Genomic DNA, 15716 nt, shown 5'->3' with positions numbered 1-15716 from the left:
TACAAACTATACTCGCACCCACGCCTGTCGCTTTGTGTCTGTGTCGAGCAGACCCGTGGCAACGGTTCAATTGATCATTCAATTTGGAGACATCCATGAAAACAATCATTAAGCGTCGGATACTGATGCAAGTTGGTGCGTGTGCGCTGGCATTGTGCGCAACGGTCACGCATGCTCAGACCGATTGGCCGACCAAGCCGGTGACGTTAATCGTGCCCTTTCCGGCTGGCGGCGGTACAGATGCCTTCGCTCGACCATTGGCGGCCGTACTGAGTAAATCCATCGGCAAGCAAATCGTGATCGATAACCGGGGTGGCGCGGGCGGCAATCTTGGCGCGGGCATCGCAGCCAAGGCGGCTCCGGACGGATACACCTTATTCATGGGCGCAGTTCATCATTCGATCGCGCCTTCGATGTACCCCAAGCTCGACTACGATCTCCAAAAAGATTTTGTGCCGATCGCATTGGTCGCGCGCGTCCCGCAAGTGCTGGTGGTCAATCCTCAAAAGGTTCCAGGCGACTTTAAAGCCTTCATGAATCAGGTCAACACAAATCCAGGCAAGCTGAATTACGGTTCGGCTGGCAGTGGTACCTCCCATCATCTCGCGGGCGAGCTCTTCAAGATCCAGTCCAAAACCGACATTGCGCACATTCCCTATCGTGGCGCAGGCCCGGCCTTGCAGGGCCTGATGGCGGGTGATGTCGATATGATGTTCGATGGCCTGGGTTCTTCGTCTGCGCATATCAAGTCCGGTCGCATCAAGCCATTGATGGTGGCGGGCTCCTCGCGAAATCCCGCTATCCCGGATGTCCCGAGCGCTGCCGAACTTGGCCTGCCTGATTACACAGTCAGCACCTGGTACGCCATTTGGGCACCTAAGGGCACACCACCAGCTGTTCAGGCCAAGCTAATCGACGAAATCAAAAAGCTCGCCAAGGATGACACGATCGTGAAAGTTTGGGCTGCAAACGGCGCCGAGTTTCCAGATTTGACTGGTGCGCAGTTCGGTGCCTTTGTCGACAGTGAAATCAAGCGCTGGGCGGATGTTGTGAAAACTTCTGGTGCCAAGCTTGATTAATTCATGCACTAAAGAAAAAAGCCTGACGCAATTTCATTGTGTCAGGCTTTTTTTGCCGAATTTGGAGCGGGAGACGAGTCTCGAACTCGCGACCTCAACCTTGGCAAGGTTGCGCTCTACCAACTGAGCTACTCCCGCTTGGTCATCACAAAAAACGTTGTTTTGTGCGAAGACCAAAACTATATCATAACTACCCACCTGCATGTCAAATCCAACCCAGATTTCCCCTCAATTTGGCCATTCGCCATGTTCAATGGCATTGACCCGACAAAATACGCTGGGTCTGGTCTGTCAGGCCCGGCACGTATTGACCTTGTCATCGCTCGAGCAGTGTCCCGAAGTGACGCAGTGGTCACGTACCAGAGGAGCAGTGGTGGTGCTGGGTGGCGGCAGTAACGTCATCTTGCCAGAGGTGCTTGACCGACTCGTTGTACGTGTTGCCCTCAAGGGAATGACTCCAGTTGAAGATCCTGATCACAGTTCTGCCCAGACATGGCGAATTGACGTTGCCGCGGGTGAGAACTGGCATGACTGGGTCCAGACTGCAACCCGACATGGCTGGTTCGGACTGGAAAACCTTGCCCTGATTCCCGGGACGGTGGGTGCCGCGCCTGTCCAAAATATTGGTGCCTATGGTGTCGAGTTACAGGATCGAATCGAATCCGTGACAGCCTGGAATATTCCGGAGGGTCGGTTGATCACTCTGCCTGCCCAGGACTGCGCTTTTGCTTACCGTGACAGCATCTTTAAACGCGCAGCACCCGGAACATGGCTGATTGTCTCGGTACGATTTATGTTACCCAAGCGGTGGGTGCCCGTATTGACCTACCCGGACTTAAGAAATCATCCGGTTCTTTCGACAATGGAGCTCGAGCGTGTCACGGGACAGCATATTCTGGATGCCGTATGTGAGATTCGTCGAGCCAAATTACCGGATCCTGAGGTGTTAGGCAATGCAGGAAGCTTTTTTAAAAATCCAGTTGTCTCGGCCGCGTTGCATCAACAACTCAAGGAAAAGTTTGTCGATTTAATTGCCTATCCCCAAAATGATGGAAGTTTCAAGCTCGCAGCCGGCTGGATGATTGAGCGCTGCGGATGGAAAGGCAGACGTCTTGGACATGTTGGCGTTCACGAACGTCAGGCTCTCGTCTTAGTGAACTATGGCCAAGCGAATGCTGCAGAGCTGTTGGACTTGGCTCAAAAAATAAGCGCCTCGGTAGAGGCGCTTTTTGGGGTCAAACTCGAAATAGAACCCGTTGTAGTCCCCGGAGTAAGCGGGCCGCGAGTTTAGAGACCTAAAACAGTCTGCATATCAAAGAGACCTTTGCGCTTGCCCTCGAGAAAGCGAGCGGCCCGCAGACTCCCTTCAGCGTAACCCGCGCGGCTGCTTGACCGGTGGGAGATCTCAATGCGTTCCCCTGTGCCACAAAAGAATACTGTGTGATCGCCCACGATATCCCCTCCGCGCACGACTGAAAAGCCGATTTCACCTGTTTTGCGTGGACCGGTATGTCCGTGACGTGTCCAGGTGGCGATTTCGTCCAGTGGCTTACCCCAGGCCTGGGCGATTGTTTCGCCCATTTTGAGGGCAGTGCCCGAGGGGGCATCGACCTTGTGACGATGGTGCGCCTCAAAAACCTCGACGTCATAGCCAGAATTCAGGATGCGCGCAGCCATGTCGAGCAGTTTGAGAGTGGCATTGACGCCCACGCTCATGTTGGGTGCGAAAACGATACCAATGCTCTCAGATGCTTGGGTGATGGCAGCTTTGCCGGCTTCGTCGAAACCCGTTGTGCCGATCACCATGTTGACCCCGTACTGTACGCAGGCCGCCAGATGCTCAAGAGAGCCTTCCGGGCGGGTGAAGTCAATCAGACAATCAGCCTGCTGGATGGCAGATAATTGATCCGTGATGAGTACGCCGCTGTTTTGTCCCAGGAAGCCGCATGCATCCTGACCCAGCATCGGGGCGCCAGCGATATCAAGCGCAGCGGTGAGTTTCAGATCAGAGGACTGGGAGACCGCTTCAATGAGCATGCGCCCCATACGGCCACTGGCTCCTGCAATTGCAATTCGCATCATGGACTCTTTCTAAGTTGTAAACAGTGGTTATTGCAGTGGGGCGGGAGCGTCGTCTGGCGCGCCAGGAATCGCTGCCGGGTCGGAAATCGAGGTGTCGCCAATTGTTTGGCCCAGGCTTAAACCTGGCGCCACTTCAATCGGTGCTCCCAGTCCAGCGTCATTCGCCTGACGCTCTTTGAAGAGGGCGTCCTGGGCGGCTTCACGCTTGGAAATGCCGACTTCATCTTTCGCGATCTGGAACGGTTGAAGATCCGGTTGTTCGTCACCCTTCCAGCTTGCGAGTTGTCCGCCATCAAACAATACGGTGAAGACGCGCTCCTCGACTTTGCCGTTTCCGGAGCGGTAGTAGTAAGGGTAGTCCCAGCGGTTGGCATGCAAAGCGCTGGTCAGTGTCGGTGTTCCGAGCGCAAAACGAACCTGTTCACGCGTCATGCCGGGACGAAGAAGTGCAACCTGGTCTTTGGTGACCCAGTTACCCTGCTGAACCCCTACCTTGTAGGGGAAGCCCCATTTGCTGGAGGTGCAACCTGTAAGTGCGACCATTCCAACCGCCAGGGCAACTACAGTCAAGCCGGCGCGCAAAGGAGAGGTGTATCGACGAAGCATAAACAATGCAAACCTCTGATGGGTAAAGGACCAAAGACGTTATCATAAAGCTTTACAGAGCTGAAGTCTTCACCCTACAGGACAATCCGTGGATCTCGAAAACGATCAGAGTGATTTAAAAAACGTCGGTTTGAAAGCAACGTTTCCGCGCTTGAAGATTCTGGACATTTTTCGCAAGTCGGATGAGCGACATTTAAGTGCCGAGGATGTCTATCGTTCCTTGATCGCTGAAAATATCGATATCGGTCTGGCAACCGTCTACCGTGTTCTGACTCAGTTTGAACAGGCGGGGATTCTTGCGCGGAGTCAGTTCGACGGTGGCAAGTCGATTTTTGAACTCAACGATGGCGATCATCACGACCATCTGATCTGCACGCATTGCGGCTCAGTGACAGAGTTCACGGACGCCGAGATTGAAAAACGCCAGCACAAAATCGCCCGCGACAACGGCTTTACGCTCGAAAGCCATGACATGGTCTTGTACGGTGTCTGTAAGAACTGCAGTTGAAATTGCAGTCAAAAATCGATTTTTTAAGCTTAAGCTTCAAGCAGCTCCTGGGCATGCTTGAGTGTGGTCGGGGTGATTTTGATTCCCCCGAGCATGCGGGCGATTTCTTCGATGCGTGCTTCAGTATCCAGTTTTGCAATGGAGGATTCGGTGCTGCCTTTGGATTGCTGCTTGCTGACTTGAAAGTGATGTTGCCCGCGCGCAGCGACCTGAGGAAGGTGTGTGACACACAGAACCTGATGGCGTGCGCCCAATTCGCGCAGAAGATTGCCAACTACTTCCGCCACGGCGCCACCAATTCCGCTGTCGACCTCATCAAAAATCAGAGTGGGCACACGTGCGGCACGACTGGCAATGACGGACAGCGCCAAAGAAATACGGGCAAGCTCGCCACCCGAGGCGACTTTTGCGAGTGGCTTGGGCGAGGTGCCTGCATGTCCAGCAACTAAAAACTCGACATTGTCTTGACCTTGCGCTGAGGCAGAACCTTCGGAAAGTGCAACACTAAACTGTCCTCCCTCCATCGCGAGAGTCTGCATGGCTTTGGTCACTTGTTTGCCAAGATCGAGAGCGGCCTTGCGTCGCGCGGTTGTCAGTGCTTTCGCATGGGCTTGGTATTCTGCTTTGAGCGTTGCCGCAGTGGCGCGCAACGTTTCGATATCGGCCGATGCGCTGAGTGCTTCCAGCTCATGGCGCAGGGAAGCATGCAATGCGTAGAGTTGTTCAGGCTCAGTTTTGAATTTGCGCGCGAGATCAAAGATAGTGCGCATTCTTTCGTCTACAACCGCCAGTCGTTCGGGATCCAGCTCGACGCGTGAAAGGTAAGCATTGAGATCGGACACGGCTTCGCTGACGGAGATGCGCGCGGATTCGAGAGATTCGTGAACTGCCTGCAAAGCGGGATCGTGACGCAGCAACTGGGAAATTTTCTGGAGTGCGCCGACTATCTGGTGATGGGCCGAGTCTTCATTTTCGTCCAGACGCCCCAAAGCATGCGCGGCACCATCCAGCAACGATTGCGCGTTTGCCAGTCGTGTTTGTTCGGCTGACACTTCATCCCATTCGTTCGCACCGAGCGCGAGGCGGTCGAGCTCGGCGAGCTGCCACTCGAGTTTTTCGCGGGCAGCGTTCAGGGCACTCGCATCTTGTTCGGAAAGGGAGAGTTGTTTTTCAACTTTGCGCCAGGCCTTCCATGCCAGCGCGACTTGCTGTTTCAACGTCTGGTGTCCGCCATGCGCGTCAACCATGTCACGCTGACTTTCGGTGCGTAACAGACTTTGATGGGCGTGCTGGCCGTGGATGTCGACCAGATATTCCCCGACTTCGCGAAGCTGGGCAATGGTGACAGCCGAGCCATTGATATATCCCCGGCTGCGACCCTGCGCATCGACAACGCGTCGCAAGACAAGCTCGCCTTCGCCGCTCAGGTCATGCTCGTCAAGCCATTTCGTCAATTCAGGCGGCAGGTCGAACACTGCGCTGATTTCTGCGCGCGCTGCCCCATTGCGAAGTACAGAGGAGTCCGCTCTTTCACCCAAAGTCAGTGCGAGTGCGTCGATCAGGATGGATTTGCCCGCGCCCGTTTCGCCCGAAAAGACAGTAAAGCCGTTTTCGAAATTGATTTCGGCTTCGGTGACGATCACGAAATCCCGGATGTGAAGCGCGCGCAGCATGGCTTACTCTCCTTCGTTGCCGGACTGCGGGAGTCGATTCCAGTCAAGCTTGCGTCGTAGCGTGGAAAAAAAACTGTACCCAGCCGGATGCAAAAAGCGGATCGTATGAGGTGCGCGGCGCACCACAATCCGGTCGCCGGATGTCAGGTCCGACCAGGTTTGCATGTCAAAGTGCACGCTTGCGCCAAGTTCGACACGGCTCATCGAGCTGAGCGTCATGTTGAGCACGCTGTCGGCGGGAATCACGATCGGTCGGTTCGAAAGCGTCTGGGGGGCGACAGGGACCAAGAGCATCGCACTGACGGAGGGATGCAAGATCGGCCCTGCCGCTGAGAGCGCGTAGGCGGTCGAACCTGTCGGCGTGGCAACGATGAGCCCGTCAGCGCGCTGGGTATACATAAAAGCGTCATTGACCTCGACGCGGACCTCGATCATGCCGCCTCGGCCTGCACGGTTGAGCACCACGTCATTGAGAGCGGTCGCGGCAAACATTTGTTCCTGACCACGCCATACGGTCGCGCTCAGCAGCATGCGCTCCTCGGTATCGTAGCGGCCCTCAAGCAAATCCGTGAGCGCCGCGTTTGCATCGTGGACGGGAATGTCGGTGATAAATCCGAGTCTGCCATGGTTGATGCCGACGACAGGGACATCAAAAGGCGCGAGATGCCGGGCCGCGCCCAGCATCGTGCCGTCGCCTCCCATCACAATCGCGAGGTCCGCTCGCTGGCCGATTTCGGCAAAGTCGGCGGCAGGGTATTCGGATACCCCAGTGTGGCGTGCGGTTTCGGCTTCGATGAGGACCTGTCGGCCAGCTTCGCTCAACAGGGTGGCAAGCGCCCGTAACGGAGCATGCAAGCCCGAGTCTTGATAACGACCTACTAAAGCAATTATGGGAAAATGCATGCAAAGCCCAATCGACGAAAAACTATTCGATTATAGAGGTGAGGAAGGTAAAATAGGGTCATGATGGATGATCGTGCGCGCGCGCTTCTTAAAGCTTTAATCGAGCGGTACATTGATGACGGCCAGCCCGTCGGCTCCCGTACGCTTTCAAAGTTGTTCGACCTGTCTCCTGCCACGATCCGCAATGTCATGGCCGATCTGGAGGAACTCGGACTCATCCACAGCCCCCATACTTCGGCTGGCCGTGTGCCGACACCCAAGGGCTACCGCTTATTTGTCGATACGATGCTGACAGCCAAGCCTTTCGAGCTTGCCTCCACTTCCAACGTCAGGGATCTCCAGTCTGCTTCCGATCCATCGCGCGCGGTCAATGCCGCGGCATCGATGCTCTCCAATTTGACCCAGTTTGCCGGCGTGGTGTTATCCCCTAGGCGCGCTCAGGTTTTTCGCCAGATCGAGTTCATCCGGCTCTCTGAAAAGCGTATTCTCCTGATCATCGTGACGCCGGACGGTGACGTTCAGAACCGTATCTTGTTGACGCCGCGTGATTACAGCAGCACCGCACTCATCGAAGCGGCTAATTTTTTCAATCACAACTTCGCGGGCAAGTCTTTCGCGGAGGTGCGTCAGACGCTTTCACAGGATCTGGCCCGCCTTCAGGAAGACATGTCCAGGCTCATGCAGGCTGCCGTCGAGGCGGGCGCGCAGGCTGCGGACGAGGTCGAAACAATGGTCATTTCCGGTGAGCGCAGACTTCTCGATGTGAATGAGCTCGCCTCCGATATGGATCGTTTACGTAAAACTTTTTCTTTGTTTGAAAAAAAGACCGACCTGTTGCAGTTGCTCGAGGTTTCTAGCCGCGCGCAGGGTGTGCAGATTTACATCGGCGGGGACTCCGACCTTGTTCCCACTTCCGATCTTTCCGTCATCACGGCACCATACAGTATTGATGGTCATGTGATCGGGACGCTTGGCGTCATCGGTCCGACCCGTATGGCGTATGAACGTGTGATTCCGATCGTCGACATTACAGCGCGCTTGCTTTCCAACGCGCTCAGCCACAACTCCTCCGAGCGTTCCTAACATGCGATTTTGGCCTCAACCCAAGCGTGCAAGCGCTCCTGCAACACGTTTTGTGCCTTGGCCAAAGCCTTTTACAACAGCCCGCGTAGGGGTGTTACTCGTCAATTTAGGTACCCCTGACGAGCCGACTGCACCTGCAATCAAGCGTTATTTGCGTGAGTTTTTGTCCGATCCGCGTGTGATCGAAATCCCCAAGTTGCTATGGTGGCCGATTCTGAACGGTCCCATTTTGTTGGCACGGCCCCGCAAGCTCGCGCCGCGTTACCAAAGTATCTGGATGAAAGAAGGCTCACCACTCCTAGTCTATACCCAGCGACAGACAGAGGGTTTGCGAAAGATATTTGCGCAGCGCGGTCTTGAGGTCGAGGTAGAGACGGGGATGCGTTATGGCAATCCGTCCATCAAGGACGCCATGTTATCCCTGCGTGATCGAGGGTGCGAACACATTCTGGTCGTGCCGTTGTATCCTCAGTACGCATCCAGTACGACCGCAACGGTCGTGGATGCGGTGACGCAGGTGGCGGCCCGATTACGTGATCAGCCCGCCATGCGGTTCATCAAGCGATTTCACACGCATGCTTCTTTTATCCAGCCGCTTGGTGACAAAATTGCAGCTTTCTGGGCTCAACATGGTCGACCACAGAAGCTTGTGATGAGTTTTCACGGGTTGCCTCAGCAATGTGTGAACATGGGTGATCCTTATTGCAGGGACTCTTACGAGACGGCGCGTGCACTTGCCACCCATTTAGGTCTTTCTGATGACCAGTATCTGGTCACATTTCAGAGCCGTTTTGGTCCTGCCAAGTGGCTGGAGCCCTACACCGAGCCCACGCTTGAGCGTTTAGCCAAAGAGGGCGTGACTGAGGTCGATGTTGTCTGTCCCGGTTTTTTGGCGGATTGCCTGGAAACTCTGGAGGAAATTTCAATCGAGGTGGGTGAAACGTTTAAACACGCCGGTGGAAAGCAGTTTCGTTATATCTCGGCCTTAAATGATGACCCAGCCTGGCTGAGCGGTTTGGCCGACCTGGTCCAGGAACACTTGCAAGGTTGGCCGATTCGTCCGGAGTGAGTGAAATTTTTCCAGTTTTCTCTTGAAAGTGGGGATTTTGTCCCCAAGTGCATAGCTAATGAAGCACTTTTCTGGAGAAGTTCACAATGACGGCTCAAAACGGTTCGGCTGATTCTAAGCCCGACACAGCCCCTCAAGATCAACAGCCTGCGGGCGATCCCTCAGCCACCCAAGGTGTCGAACATCAAGATCCTGTCGCTCGACTGGAGGCCGAGTTGGCCGCAGCGCTTGTTCAGGTTGCCGAGCACAAAGACCAGGTATTGCGTGCGCACGCCGAAATGGAAAATGTCCGACGACGCGCTCAGGAAGAGGTTTCCAAGGCGCGCAAGTTCGGAATCGAGTCTTTCGCCGAGAGCATGGTGCCGGTCAAGGATAGTCTGGAGGCCGCGTTGTCCCAGGGCGAGCAAACCCAAGTGGACATGCGTGCGGGTATCGAGATGACCCTTAAGCAATTGGTCAGCGGCTTTGAGCGCAACCATCTTAAGGAAATCGCACCAGCACCGGGCACTAAGTTTGACCCGCATCACCATCAGGCGATCGCTACGGTTCCGGCCGAGCAAGAAGCCAACACGGTGGTGGCGACCTTGCAAAAGGGTTATCTCATCGCGGACCGCGTACTCAGACCTGCTTTAGTTACGGTTGCGGCCTGATTTCAGGAAGAAAACAGGTGGTTTGGGCTTGAAATCATCAATTTGTGCCCCATCTGTTCCTCAACCAAGCATTTCATCTAATTCTGATTCTTTAAAGGTACTTTCACCATGAGCAAGATTATCGGTATCGACCTTGGCACCACCAACAGCTGCGTGGCCGTCATGGATGGCGGTCAGGTCAAAATCCTGGAAAACGCCGAAGGCGCCCGCACCACTCCTTCGATCGTCGCCTATATGGAAGACGGCGAGACGCTGGTTGGCGCGCCTGCTAAACGACAGGCAGTCACTAACCCCAAAAATACGCTTTACGCCGTGAAGCGTCTGATTGGTCGCAAGTTCACTGAAGATGCTGTGCAAAAAGACATCCACCTGATGCCTTACAAAATCGTCAAGGCTGACAATGGTGATGCATGGGTTGAGGCACAGAACAAAAAGCTCGCGCCTTCGCAGGTCGCAGCCGATGTATTGCGCAAAATGAAAAAGACAGCGGAAGACTTCCTCGGCGAAGAGGTCACTGAGGCTGTGATCACGGTTCCTGCCTACTTTAACGACAGCCAGCGTCAGGCAACCAAAGACGCTGGTCGTATCGCGGGTCTGGATGTCAAACGCATCATCAACGAGCCGACCGCTGCCGCATTGGCTTTTGGTATGGACAAGATGGAAAAGGGCGATCGCAAGATCGCGGTGTTCGACCTGGGCGGTGGTACGTTCGATATTTCGATTATCGAAATTGCGGATGTCGATGGCGAGAAGCAGTTCGAAGTATTGTCCACCAACGGCGATACCTTCCTTGGTGGCGAAGACTTCGACCAACGCATCATCGAATATGTGATCGCCGAGTTCAAGAAAGAGCAGGGCGTGGACCTGTCCAAGGATGTCCTTGCGCTGCAGCGCCTGAAAGAAGCCGCTGAAAAGGCCAAGATCGAGTTGTCCTCCAGCCAGCAGACTGAAATCAATCTGCCTTACATCACAGCGGATGCCTCAGGTCCCAAGCACTTGAACCTGAAAATGACACGTGCCAAGCTTGAGTCGCTGGTCGAGGAACTGATCGCCCGTACGATCGAACCTTGCCGCATCGCGATCAAGGACGCAGGCGTCAAGGTCAGCGACATCGACGACGTGATTCTGGTGGGCGGTATGACCCGCATGCCCAAGGTTCAGGAGAAGGTCAAAGAGTTCTTTGGTCGTGATCCGCGTAAAGACGTGAACCCGGACGAAGCTGTGGCTGCAGGTGCCGCGATTCAGGGTTCGGTTTTGTCTGGCGATCGTAAAGACGTGTTGTTGTTGGACGTGACACCTTTGTCGCTTGGTATTGAAACGCTCGGTGGCGTGATGACCAAGATGATCACCAAGAACACGACCATCCCGACACGCCACTCGCAGGTGTTCTCGACGGCCGATGACAATCAGCCGGCCGTGACCATCAAAGTGTTTCAGGGCGAGCGTGAAATTGCCGCCGGTAACAAGACGCTGGGTGAGTTCAATCTTGAGGGTATTCCACCAGCACCACGTGGCACACCCCAGATCGAAGTGACCTTCGATATCGACGCGAACGGTATCGTGCATGTGTCCGCCAAGGACAAGGGCACAGGCAAGGAAAACAAGATCACGATCAAGGCAAACTCTGGTCTGACCGAAGAAGAGATCCAGCGTATGGTGAAGGATGCCGAGGCGAATGCCGAGGAAGATCACCGCATGGCTGAGTTGGCGATTGCTCGAAATGGCGCGGACGCTTTGGTTCATGCCACCCGCAAGTCCTTGACCGAGTATGGTGACAAGCTCGATGCGGCTGAAAAAACCGCCATCGAAGCTGCGATTACCGAGGTTGAAGAAGTGCTCAAGAGCGGTGCCGATAAAGCAGCCATCGATGCCAAGGTTGAAGCACTTTCGACTGCCTCGCAAAAGCTTGGTGAGAAGATGTATGCCGATGCCCAGGCCGCTCAGGCTGCAGCGCAAGGCGGCGCAGGTTCAGAAGCTGGTGCCAAGCCAGCCGATGACAACGTCGTCGACGCTGAGTTCAAAGAAGTCAAGCGCGATCAGAAGTGATCGCCTAGCCTTCAAAGCGATTCGCCCGGGACTCTTTCAGAGCAACCCGGGCGCATTTTTTTGCCTTAGTTCCTTCTGTTTGACTTAAAGAGCCTGAGATCATGGCAAAACGTGATTTTTACGAAATCCTTGGCGTTGCTAAAAATGCCTCGGATGATGAGATTAAAAAAGCCTACCGAAAGTTGGCGATGAAATACCATCCGGATCGCAATCCGGACAGCAAAGAAGCCGAAGAGAAATTCAAACAAGCCAAAGAGGCTTATGAGATTTTGTCTGATGACAGCAAGCGTGCTGCCTACGATCGCTATGGGCACGCCGGTGTCGATCCCAACGCGGCCGGAATGGGTGGCGCGGGTGGTGCTGGTTTTGGCGATGCCTTCGGCGATATTTTCGGTGAAATCTTCGGGGGTGGTCGTCGTGGTGGCGGCGGTGGACCTCAGGTTTATCGTGGCGCTGACCTCAAATACGCGATGGAAATCACCCTTGAACAGGCGGCTAACGGTTTCGATACTGAAATTCGCGTACCGAGCTGGGAGAATTGCGAGGTCTGCAAAGGCAGTGGCGCCAAGCCAGGGACAACGCCCAAAACTTGCCGCACTTGCGGTGGCTCGGGTGCGGTCCGCATGCAACAGGGTTTCTTCAGCGTGCAGCAGACATGTCCGACGTGTCACGGCAGCGGCAAAGAAATCACTGATCCTTGTGTGTCTTGCGATGGCGTCGGACGCACACGCCGCAACAAGACTTTGCAAGTCAAGATACCTGCGGGAATCGATGACGGGATGCGTATCCGTTCCTCGGGTAATGGCGAGCCCGGCATCAATGGCGGCCCCCCGGGCGACTTGTTTGTGGAAATCCACATCAAGGAGCACAAGATCTTCCAGCGTGAAAATGATGACTTGCATTGCGAGCTCACCATTCCGTTTACGACCGCTGCGCTTGGCGGCGATATTCAGGTGCCAACCTTGAATGGCAAAGCCGAGATCACCATTCCCGAAGGCACACAGTCGGGTAAAACATTCAGACTGCGTGGCAAAGGTATCAAGGGTGTACGAGGCGCATACCCAGGAGACTTGTATTGCCACGTCGTGGTGGAAACACCCGTCAAGCTGACGGATGAGCAGAAATCAATCCTGCGCCAGTTCGAGGCTTCGCTGGGCGAGGGTGGTGAACGTCATTCTCCTCAGAGCAAGTCCTGGACGGATCGCGTCAAGGACTTTTTCTCATGATTACTTTTTCTTCTCGAAATCTCCCGCAGCCACACTGCTGAACTCTGCGGGTTTGAGGTATTTGCGAACCACCGCATTGACCTGGTCTGCAGTCAGCTTGGACATTTTGTGATCAAGCTCCGCGGCCCAGGCAAATGTGCGGCCGGTATCGAGATAGTTGATCCATGCGCCTGACAGACCGCTATCCTGAGCCCGTGCGAGCTTGCGATAGTTGAGTAGCGCTTTGATGCCATCTTGCACTTCGGCCTCACCAAAGCCTTCCTTCAGCACGCGCTCAAACTCCTCGCGAATGGCAGCTTCGACTTTGCTGCGATTTTCAGGTGAAAAGATCGCATACACGCCCCAGGAGCCGCTGGGCTCAAAAGCCGATACGTTCAGTCGTGTCCGGACGTTGTAGGACAGCCCTTCTTTTTCGCGCACACGCATCCACAGTCTGGAAGTCTCTGAGGTACCCAGTAAAAAGTTCGCGAGTGAAAGCGCAGCATAGTCTGGATCGGTATCCTGCATTTTCAGAGGCATGGCTGCTGTATAAAACGCATTGGCTTTATCCGGTGTCAGTGCTTGCATTTGCGCAGGCTTGATGTCACGGTAAGGATTGGGAATGCGTTTGTAGGCGACACCCTCGGTCCATTGATCAAGCGATTGTTTGAGCGTCTTTTCCAGGCTGACCGGATCGAAGCTGCCGACTGCGGCAGTCATGATTTGATTGGCGCCATAGAACTTTTTGTGAAATGCCAAAAGAGTCTCGCGTTTGAGTTCTGACACAGCCTCGATCGATTCCTCGAAACTCGGTTGATATCGGATATCGTCCCTGGGCCACGGGTTGTCGTGGCGGGCAAGCATGCGCGAGGCAATCGCCGTGGGTTCGGTCATTGAACTTTTAATCGAGGTCAGCAACTTGCCTTTGTACTCATCCACTTCTGTTTGTGGAAAATTTGCCTGACGCACGACGTCCAGGACGAGCTTCACCAGAGAGTCGATATTGGCGCGAGTCGTGGATAAGCTGATGTTGACAGAACCGCCAGATCCGGAGATGCCGACTTGACCACCCAGCGCGTCAATTTGATCTTTGATTTGTTGGCGTGTCAGTTTTTCCGTACCGCTCAAGAGCAAATCAGGTGTTGCAATTGAGGCGATACGTTGACCTTTGAGTGAATCCACATCACCAAACTGCAACTGGATCACAGTCTGCACGCGTTCTCCTCTCGACTCTTTAGGCAGCAGAGCCAGTTTGAGCGTGCCATTTGAAAGCTTGACCGTTTTACGTTGTGTACGTTGATCGATGTTTTTCGGATCCGGATCAAAAGCTTCTGCCTGCTTGAGCTGAGTGTCTCCTACGTAATCTTTCAGCTCGGCGGCGAGATCAGGCTTGCTGAAAGCGGGTGCGCGCACCGGCTTTTCAGTCGGAATATATTGGCCCTCAGTCCGATTCGATTGGGTCAGGTACTGATCAGCGGCTTGTTGCACCTGAGCGAGCGTCACCGCGCGAATACGGTCTCGTGCCAGAAACCAAAGGCGCCAGTCGCCCACTGCGACTGCTTCAGACAGACCAGAACTGACTTTCTGGGCGTCGCTGAACATTTGGTCCCAGGATTTGAGCCACTGATTGCGTACTCGATCCAATTCTTCTTGAGTAAAAGGATGTTTGGAAATGGACTCGAGCGTGCTCGTCAACGTCTTGAGCGATTCTGCCTGATCCATTCCGGGCTGCAAGCTTGCGCCGAACATCACGGTACCAGGTGCGGTGCGGTCCATTGTGAAACCAAACACGCTTGCGGCTTGCTTGGAAGGAACCATGGCTTTGTAAAGACGCCCGGATGGCGTGTCCGAAAGAATCATGCTGGCCAGATCGATCGCCGCAAAGTCTTTGTGGGCGGCGGAGGGCACGTGATACATCGCGGCGACCAAAGGCGCGCCACCGACGCGTCGCAGAATGACACTGCGTTCGCCGTCCTGAACAGGATCTACGGTGTATTCGGGTGGGAGGGTGCGTGTGGGGCGAGGGATTTTACCGAATGACTTCATCACATCGGCTAGGACGGTGGACGTGTCAAACTTGCCCGTCACGATCAGGACCGCGTTATCGGGCTGATAATAGGTTTTATAAAATGCCCGAAGCTGCGCGATATCCACGTTTTCCACATCGGAGCGCGCACCAATCGGAGTTTTTCCGTAGTTATGCCACTCATAGGCGATGCTGAGCATTTTCTGCCACAAGATGCGGAAAGGATTGTTCTCGCCGCTCTCCATCTCGTTACGCACAACGGTCATTTCAGTATCGAGATCTTCGCGCTTGATGGTGGCGTTGATCATGGCATCGGCTTGCCAGTTCAGATACCAGGCCAGTGTGTCTGGATTAGCAGCGAAACTCGCATAGTAGTTGGTGCGGTCGACCGATGTCGTACCATTGGCCTGGAGTCCGCGTTTGGAGAACTCACCCAGGGCATTGGGCATCGTGGGCGTACCCTTAAACAGCATGTGCTCGAGCAGGTGAGCCATTCCCGTTTCACCATAATTCTCGTGGCGAGAGCCCACCAGGTAGGTCATATTGACGGTGGTGGTTGGCTTGGATTCATCGGGCGCGAGCAAAATGCGCAGGCCATTGGCGTCGAGTCGGTACTCGGTGATGCCTTCGACGCTCGTGACTTGGGTGATACCTGCTGGAATGGCAGAGGCCATTGATTGACTTCCAATAAAGGCGAATGCGACACCTAGAAAGGCGCGCTTCAGGGCATCAGTGAACAGCGACATTTGAGAGTCCTGAAAGAAACAACGAACCATTTGGAGCGCG

General features: G+C 54.7%; 13 protein-coding genes and 1 tRNA gene. 8 read left to right on the top strand and 6 right to left on the bottom strand.

All coding sequences use genetic code 11. The features are described from left to right. Nucleotides 1–95 precede the first annotated feature (95 nt). Complete coding sequence (locus tag QWY30_RS03100; RefSeq protein WP_435433355.1) at nt 96–1079, top strand: Bug family tripartite tricarboxylate transporter substrate binding protein; 984 nt, start codon at nt 96–98, stop codon at nt 1077–1079. 62 nt (nt 1080–1141) lie between these two features. Here QWY30_RS03100 and QWY30_RS03095 read toward each other — a convergent pair. Beyond that, nucleotides 1142–1217 (bottom strand) — tRNA-Gly (locus QWY30_RS03095). Between the two features lie 115 nt (nt 1218–1332). Between QWY30_RS03095 and murB the strand changes: the two genes are divergently transcribed. Next, nucleotides 1333–2370, top strand: coding sequence for a UDP-N-acetylmuramate dehydrogenase (gene murB, locus QWY30_RS03090; RefSeq protein ID WP_290238157.1), 1038 nt, complete (start codon nt 1333–1335; stop codon nt 2368–2370). On the opposite strand, the gene dapB is transcribed toward murB, so the two are convergent. Both dapB and QWY30_RS03080 read right to left on the bottom strand, forming a co-directional pair. Then, nucleotides 2367–3158, bottom strand: a complete 792-nt coding sequence (dapB, locus tag QWY30_RS03085) for a 4-hydroxy-tetrahydrodipicolinate reductase (RefSeq protein ID WP_290238700.1) — start codon at nt 3156–3158, stop codon at nt 2367–2369. The two genes, murB and dapB, sit on opposite strands and share 4 nt — an antisense overlap. Before the next feature lie 30 nt (nt 3159–3188). Continuing rightward, complete coding sequence (locus QWY30_RS03080) at nt 3189–3767, bottom strand: outer membrane protein assembly factor BamE (RefSeq protein ID WP_435433354.1); 579 nt, start codon at nt 3765–3767, stop codon at nt 3189–3191. 88 nt (nt 3768–3855) lie between these two features. On the opposite strand from QWY30_RS03080, the gene fur reads away from it, so the two are divergent. Then, nucleotides 3856–4275 (top strand): ferric iron uptake transcriptional regulator, encoded by a 420-nt coding sequence (fur, locus tag QWY30_RS03075; protein ID WP_290238155.1) that lies wholly within the window; start codon nt 3856–3858, stop codon nt 4273–4275. 29 nt (nt 4276–4304) lie between these two features. Here fur and recN read toward each other — a convergent pair whose 3' ends face one another. Together recN and QWY30_RS03065 are read right to left on the bottom strand one after the other, a co-directional pair. Then, nucleotides 4305–5948 carry a DNA repair protein RecN gene (gene recN / locus QWY30_RS03070; protein ID WP_290238153.1) on the bottom strand — a complete coding sequence of 548 codons (1644 nt, stop codon included), beginning with the start codon at nt 5946–5948 and terminating at the stop codon, nt 4305–4307. A 3-nt stretch (nt 5949–5951) separates the two neighbouring features. Continuing rightward, the gene (locus QWY30_RS03065; RefSeq protein ID WP_290238151.1) at nt 5952–6851 is read right to left on the bottom strand and encodes an NAD kinase; all 900 of its coding nucleotides are present in this window, start codon (nt 6849–6851) and stop codon (nt 5952–5954) included. A 63-nt stretch (nt 6852–6914) separates the two neighbouring features. On the opposite strand from QWY30_RS03065, the gene hrcA reads away from it, so the two are divergent. The 5 genes from hrcA (at nt 6915) to dnaJ (ending at nt 12925) form a co-directional block, all read left to right on the top strand. After that, on the top strand, nt 6915–7934 hold the full coding sequence (gene hrcA, locus QWY30_RS03060; RefSeq protein WP_290238697.1) for a heat-inducible transcriptional repressor HrcA: 1020 nt from the start codon (nt 6915–6917) through the stop codon (nt 7932–7934). Between the two features lies 1 nt (nt 7935). After that, nucleotides 7936–9003 (top strand): ferrochelatase, encoded by a 1068-nt coding sequence (gene hemH, locus QWY30_RS03055; RefSeq protein WP_290238149.1) that lies wholly within the window; start codon nt 7936–7938, stop codon nt 9001–9003. Between the two features lie 86 nt (nt 9004–9089). Beyond that, entirely contained in the window at nt 9090–9653 is a 564-nt protein-coding gene (gene grpE / locus QWY30_RS03050) for a nucleotide exchange factor GrpE (protein WP_290238148.1), read from the top strand. Nucleotides 9654–9761: 108 nt separating this feature from the next. Next, nucleotides 9762–11699, top strand: a complete 1938-nt coding sequence (gene dnaK / locus QWY30_RS03045) for a molecular chaperone DnaK (protein WP_290238146.1) — start codon at nt 9762–9764, stop codon at nt 11697–11699. A 101-nt stretch (nt 11700–11800) separates the two neighbouring features. Further along, the gene (gene dnaJ, locus QWY30_RS03040) at nt 11801–12925 is read left to right on the top strand and encodes a molecular chaperone DnaJ (RefSeq protein ID WP_290238144.1); all 1125 of its coding nucleotides are present in this window, start codon (nt 11801–11803) and stop codon (nt 12923–12925) included. Here the strand turns inward: dnaJ and QWY30_RS03035 are convergent, their stop codons facing one another. Then, nucleotides 12926–15676 carry a M16 family metallopeptidase gene (locus QWY30_RS03035; RefSeq protein WP_290238141.1) on the bottom strand — a complete coding sequence of 917 codons (2751 nt, stop codon included), beginning with the start codon at nt 15674–15676 and terminating at the stop codon, nt 12926–12928. It abuts the gene before it with no gap. Nucleotides 15677–15716 lie beyond the last annotated feature (40 nt).

Source organism: Zwartia panacis (genome assembly GCF_030410395.1).
GTDB classification, from domain to species: domain Bacteria; phylum Pseudomonadota; class Gammaproteobacteria; order Burkholderiales; family Burkholderiaceae_B; genus Zwartia; species Zwartia panacis.
The sequence above is the reverse complement of the archived record's forward strand: the minus strand, read 5'-3'. Positions and strand labels throughout refer to the sequence as shown.

Bases quoted from the DNA above. Each gene is read 5' to 3' on its own strand.
- QWY30_RS03100 (WP_435433355.1), top strand. From the start codon at position 96: ATGAAAACAATCATTAAGCGTCGGATACTGATGCAAGTTGGTGCGTGT.
- murB (WP_290238157.1), top strand. From the start codon at position 1,333: ATGGCATTGACCCGACAAAATACGCTGGGTCTGGTCTGTCAGGCCCGG.
- dapB (WP_290238700.1), bottom strand. From the start codon at position 3,158: ATGCGAATTGCAATTGCAGGAGCCAGTGGCCGTATGGGGCGCATGCTC.
- QWY30_RS03080 (WP_435433354.1), bottom strand. From the start codon at position 3,767: ATGCTTCGTCGATACACCTCTCCTTTGCGCGCCGGCTTGACTGTAGTT.
- recN (WP_290238153.1), bottom strand. From the start codon at position 5,948: ATGCTGCGCGCGCTTCACATCCGGGATTTCGTGATCGTCACCGAAGCC.
- QWY30_RS03065 (WP_290238151.1), bottom strand. From the start codon at position 6,851: ATGCATTTTCCCATAATTGCTTTAGTAGGTCGTTATCAAGACTCGGGC.
- hrcA (WP_290238697.1), top strand. From the start codon at position 6,915: ATGGATGATCGTGCGCGCGCGCTTCTTAAAGCTTTAATCGAGCGGTAC.
- hemH (WP_290238149.1), top strand. From the start codon at position 7,936: ATGCGATTTTGGCCTCAACCCAAGCGTGCAAGCGCTCCTGCAACACGT.
- grpE (WP_290238148.1), top strand. From the start codon at position 9,090: ATGACGGCTCAAAACGGTTCGGCTGATTCTAAGCCCGACACAGCCCCT.
- dnaK (WP_290238146.1), top strand. From the start codon at position 9,762: ATGAGCAAGATTATCGGTATCGACCTTGGCACCACCAACAGCTGCGTG.
- dnaJ (WP_290238144.1), top strand. From the start codon at position 11,801: ATGGCAAAACGTGATTTTTACGAAATCCTTGGCGTTGCTAAAAATGCC.
- QWY30_RS03035 (WP_290238141.1), bottom strand. From the start codon at position 15,676: ATGTCGCTGTTCACTGATGCCCTGAAGCGCGCCTTTCTAGGTGTCGCA.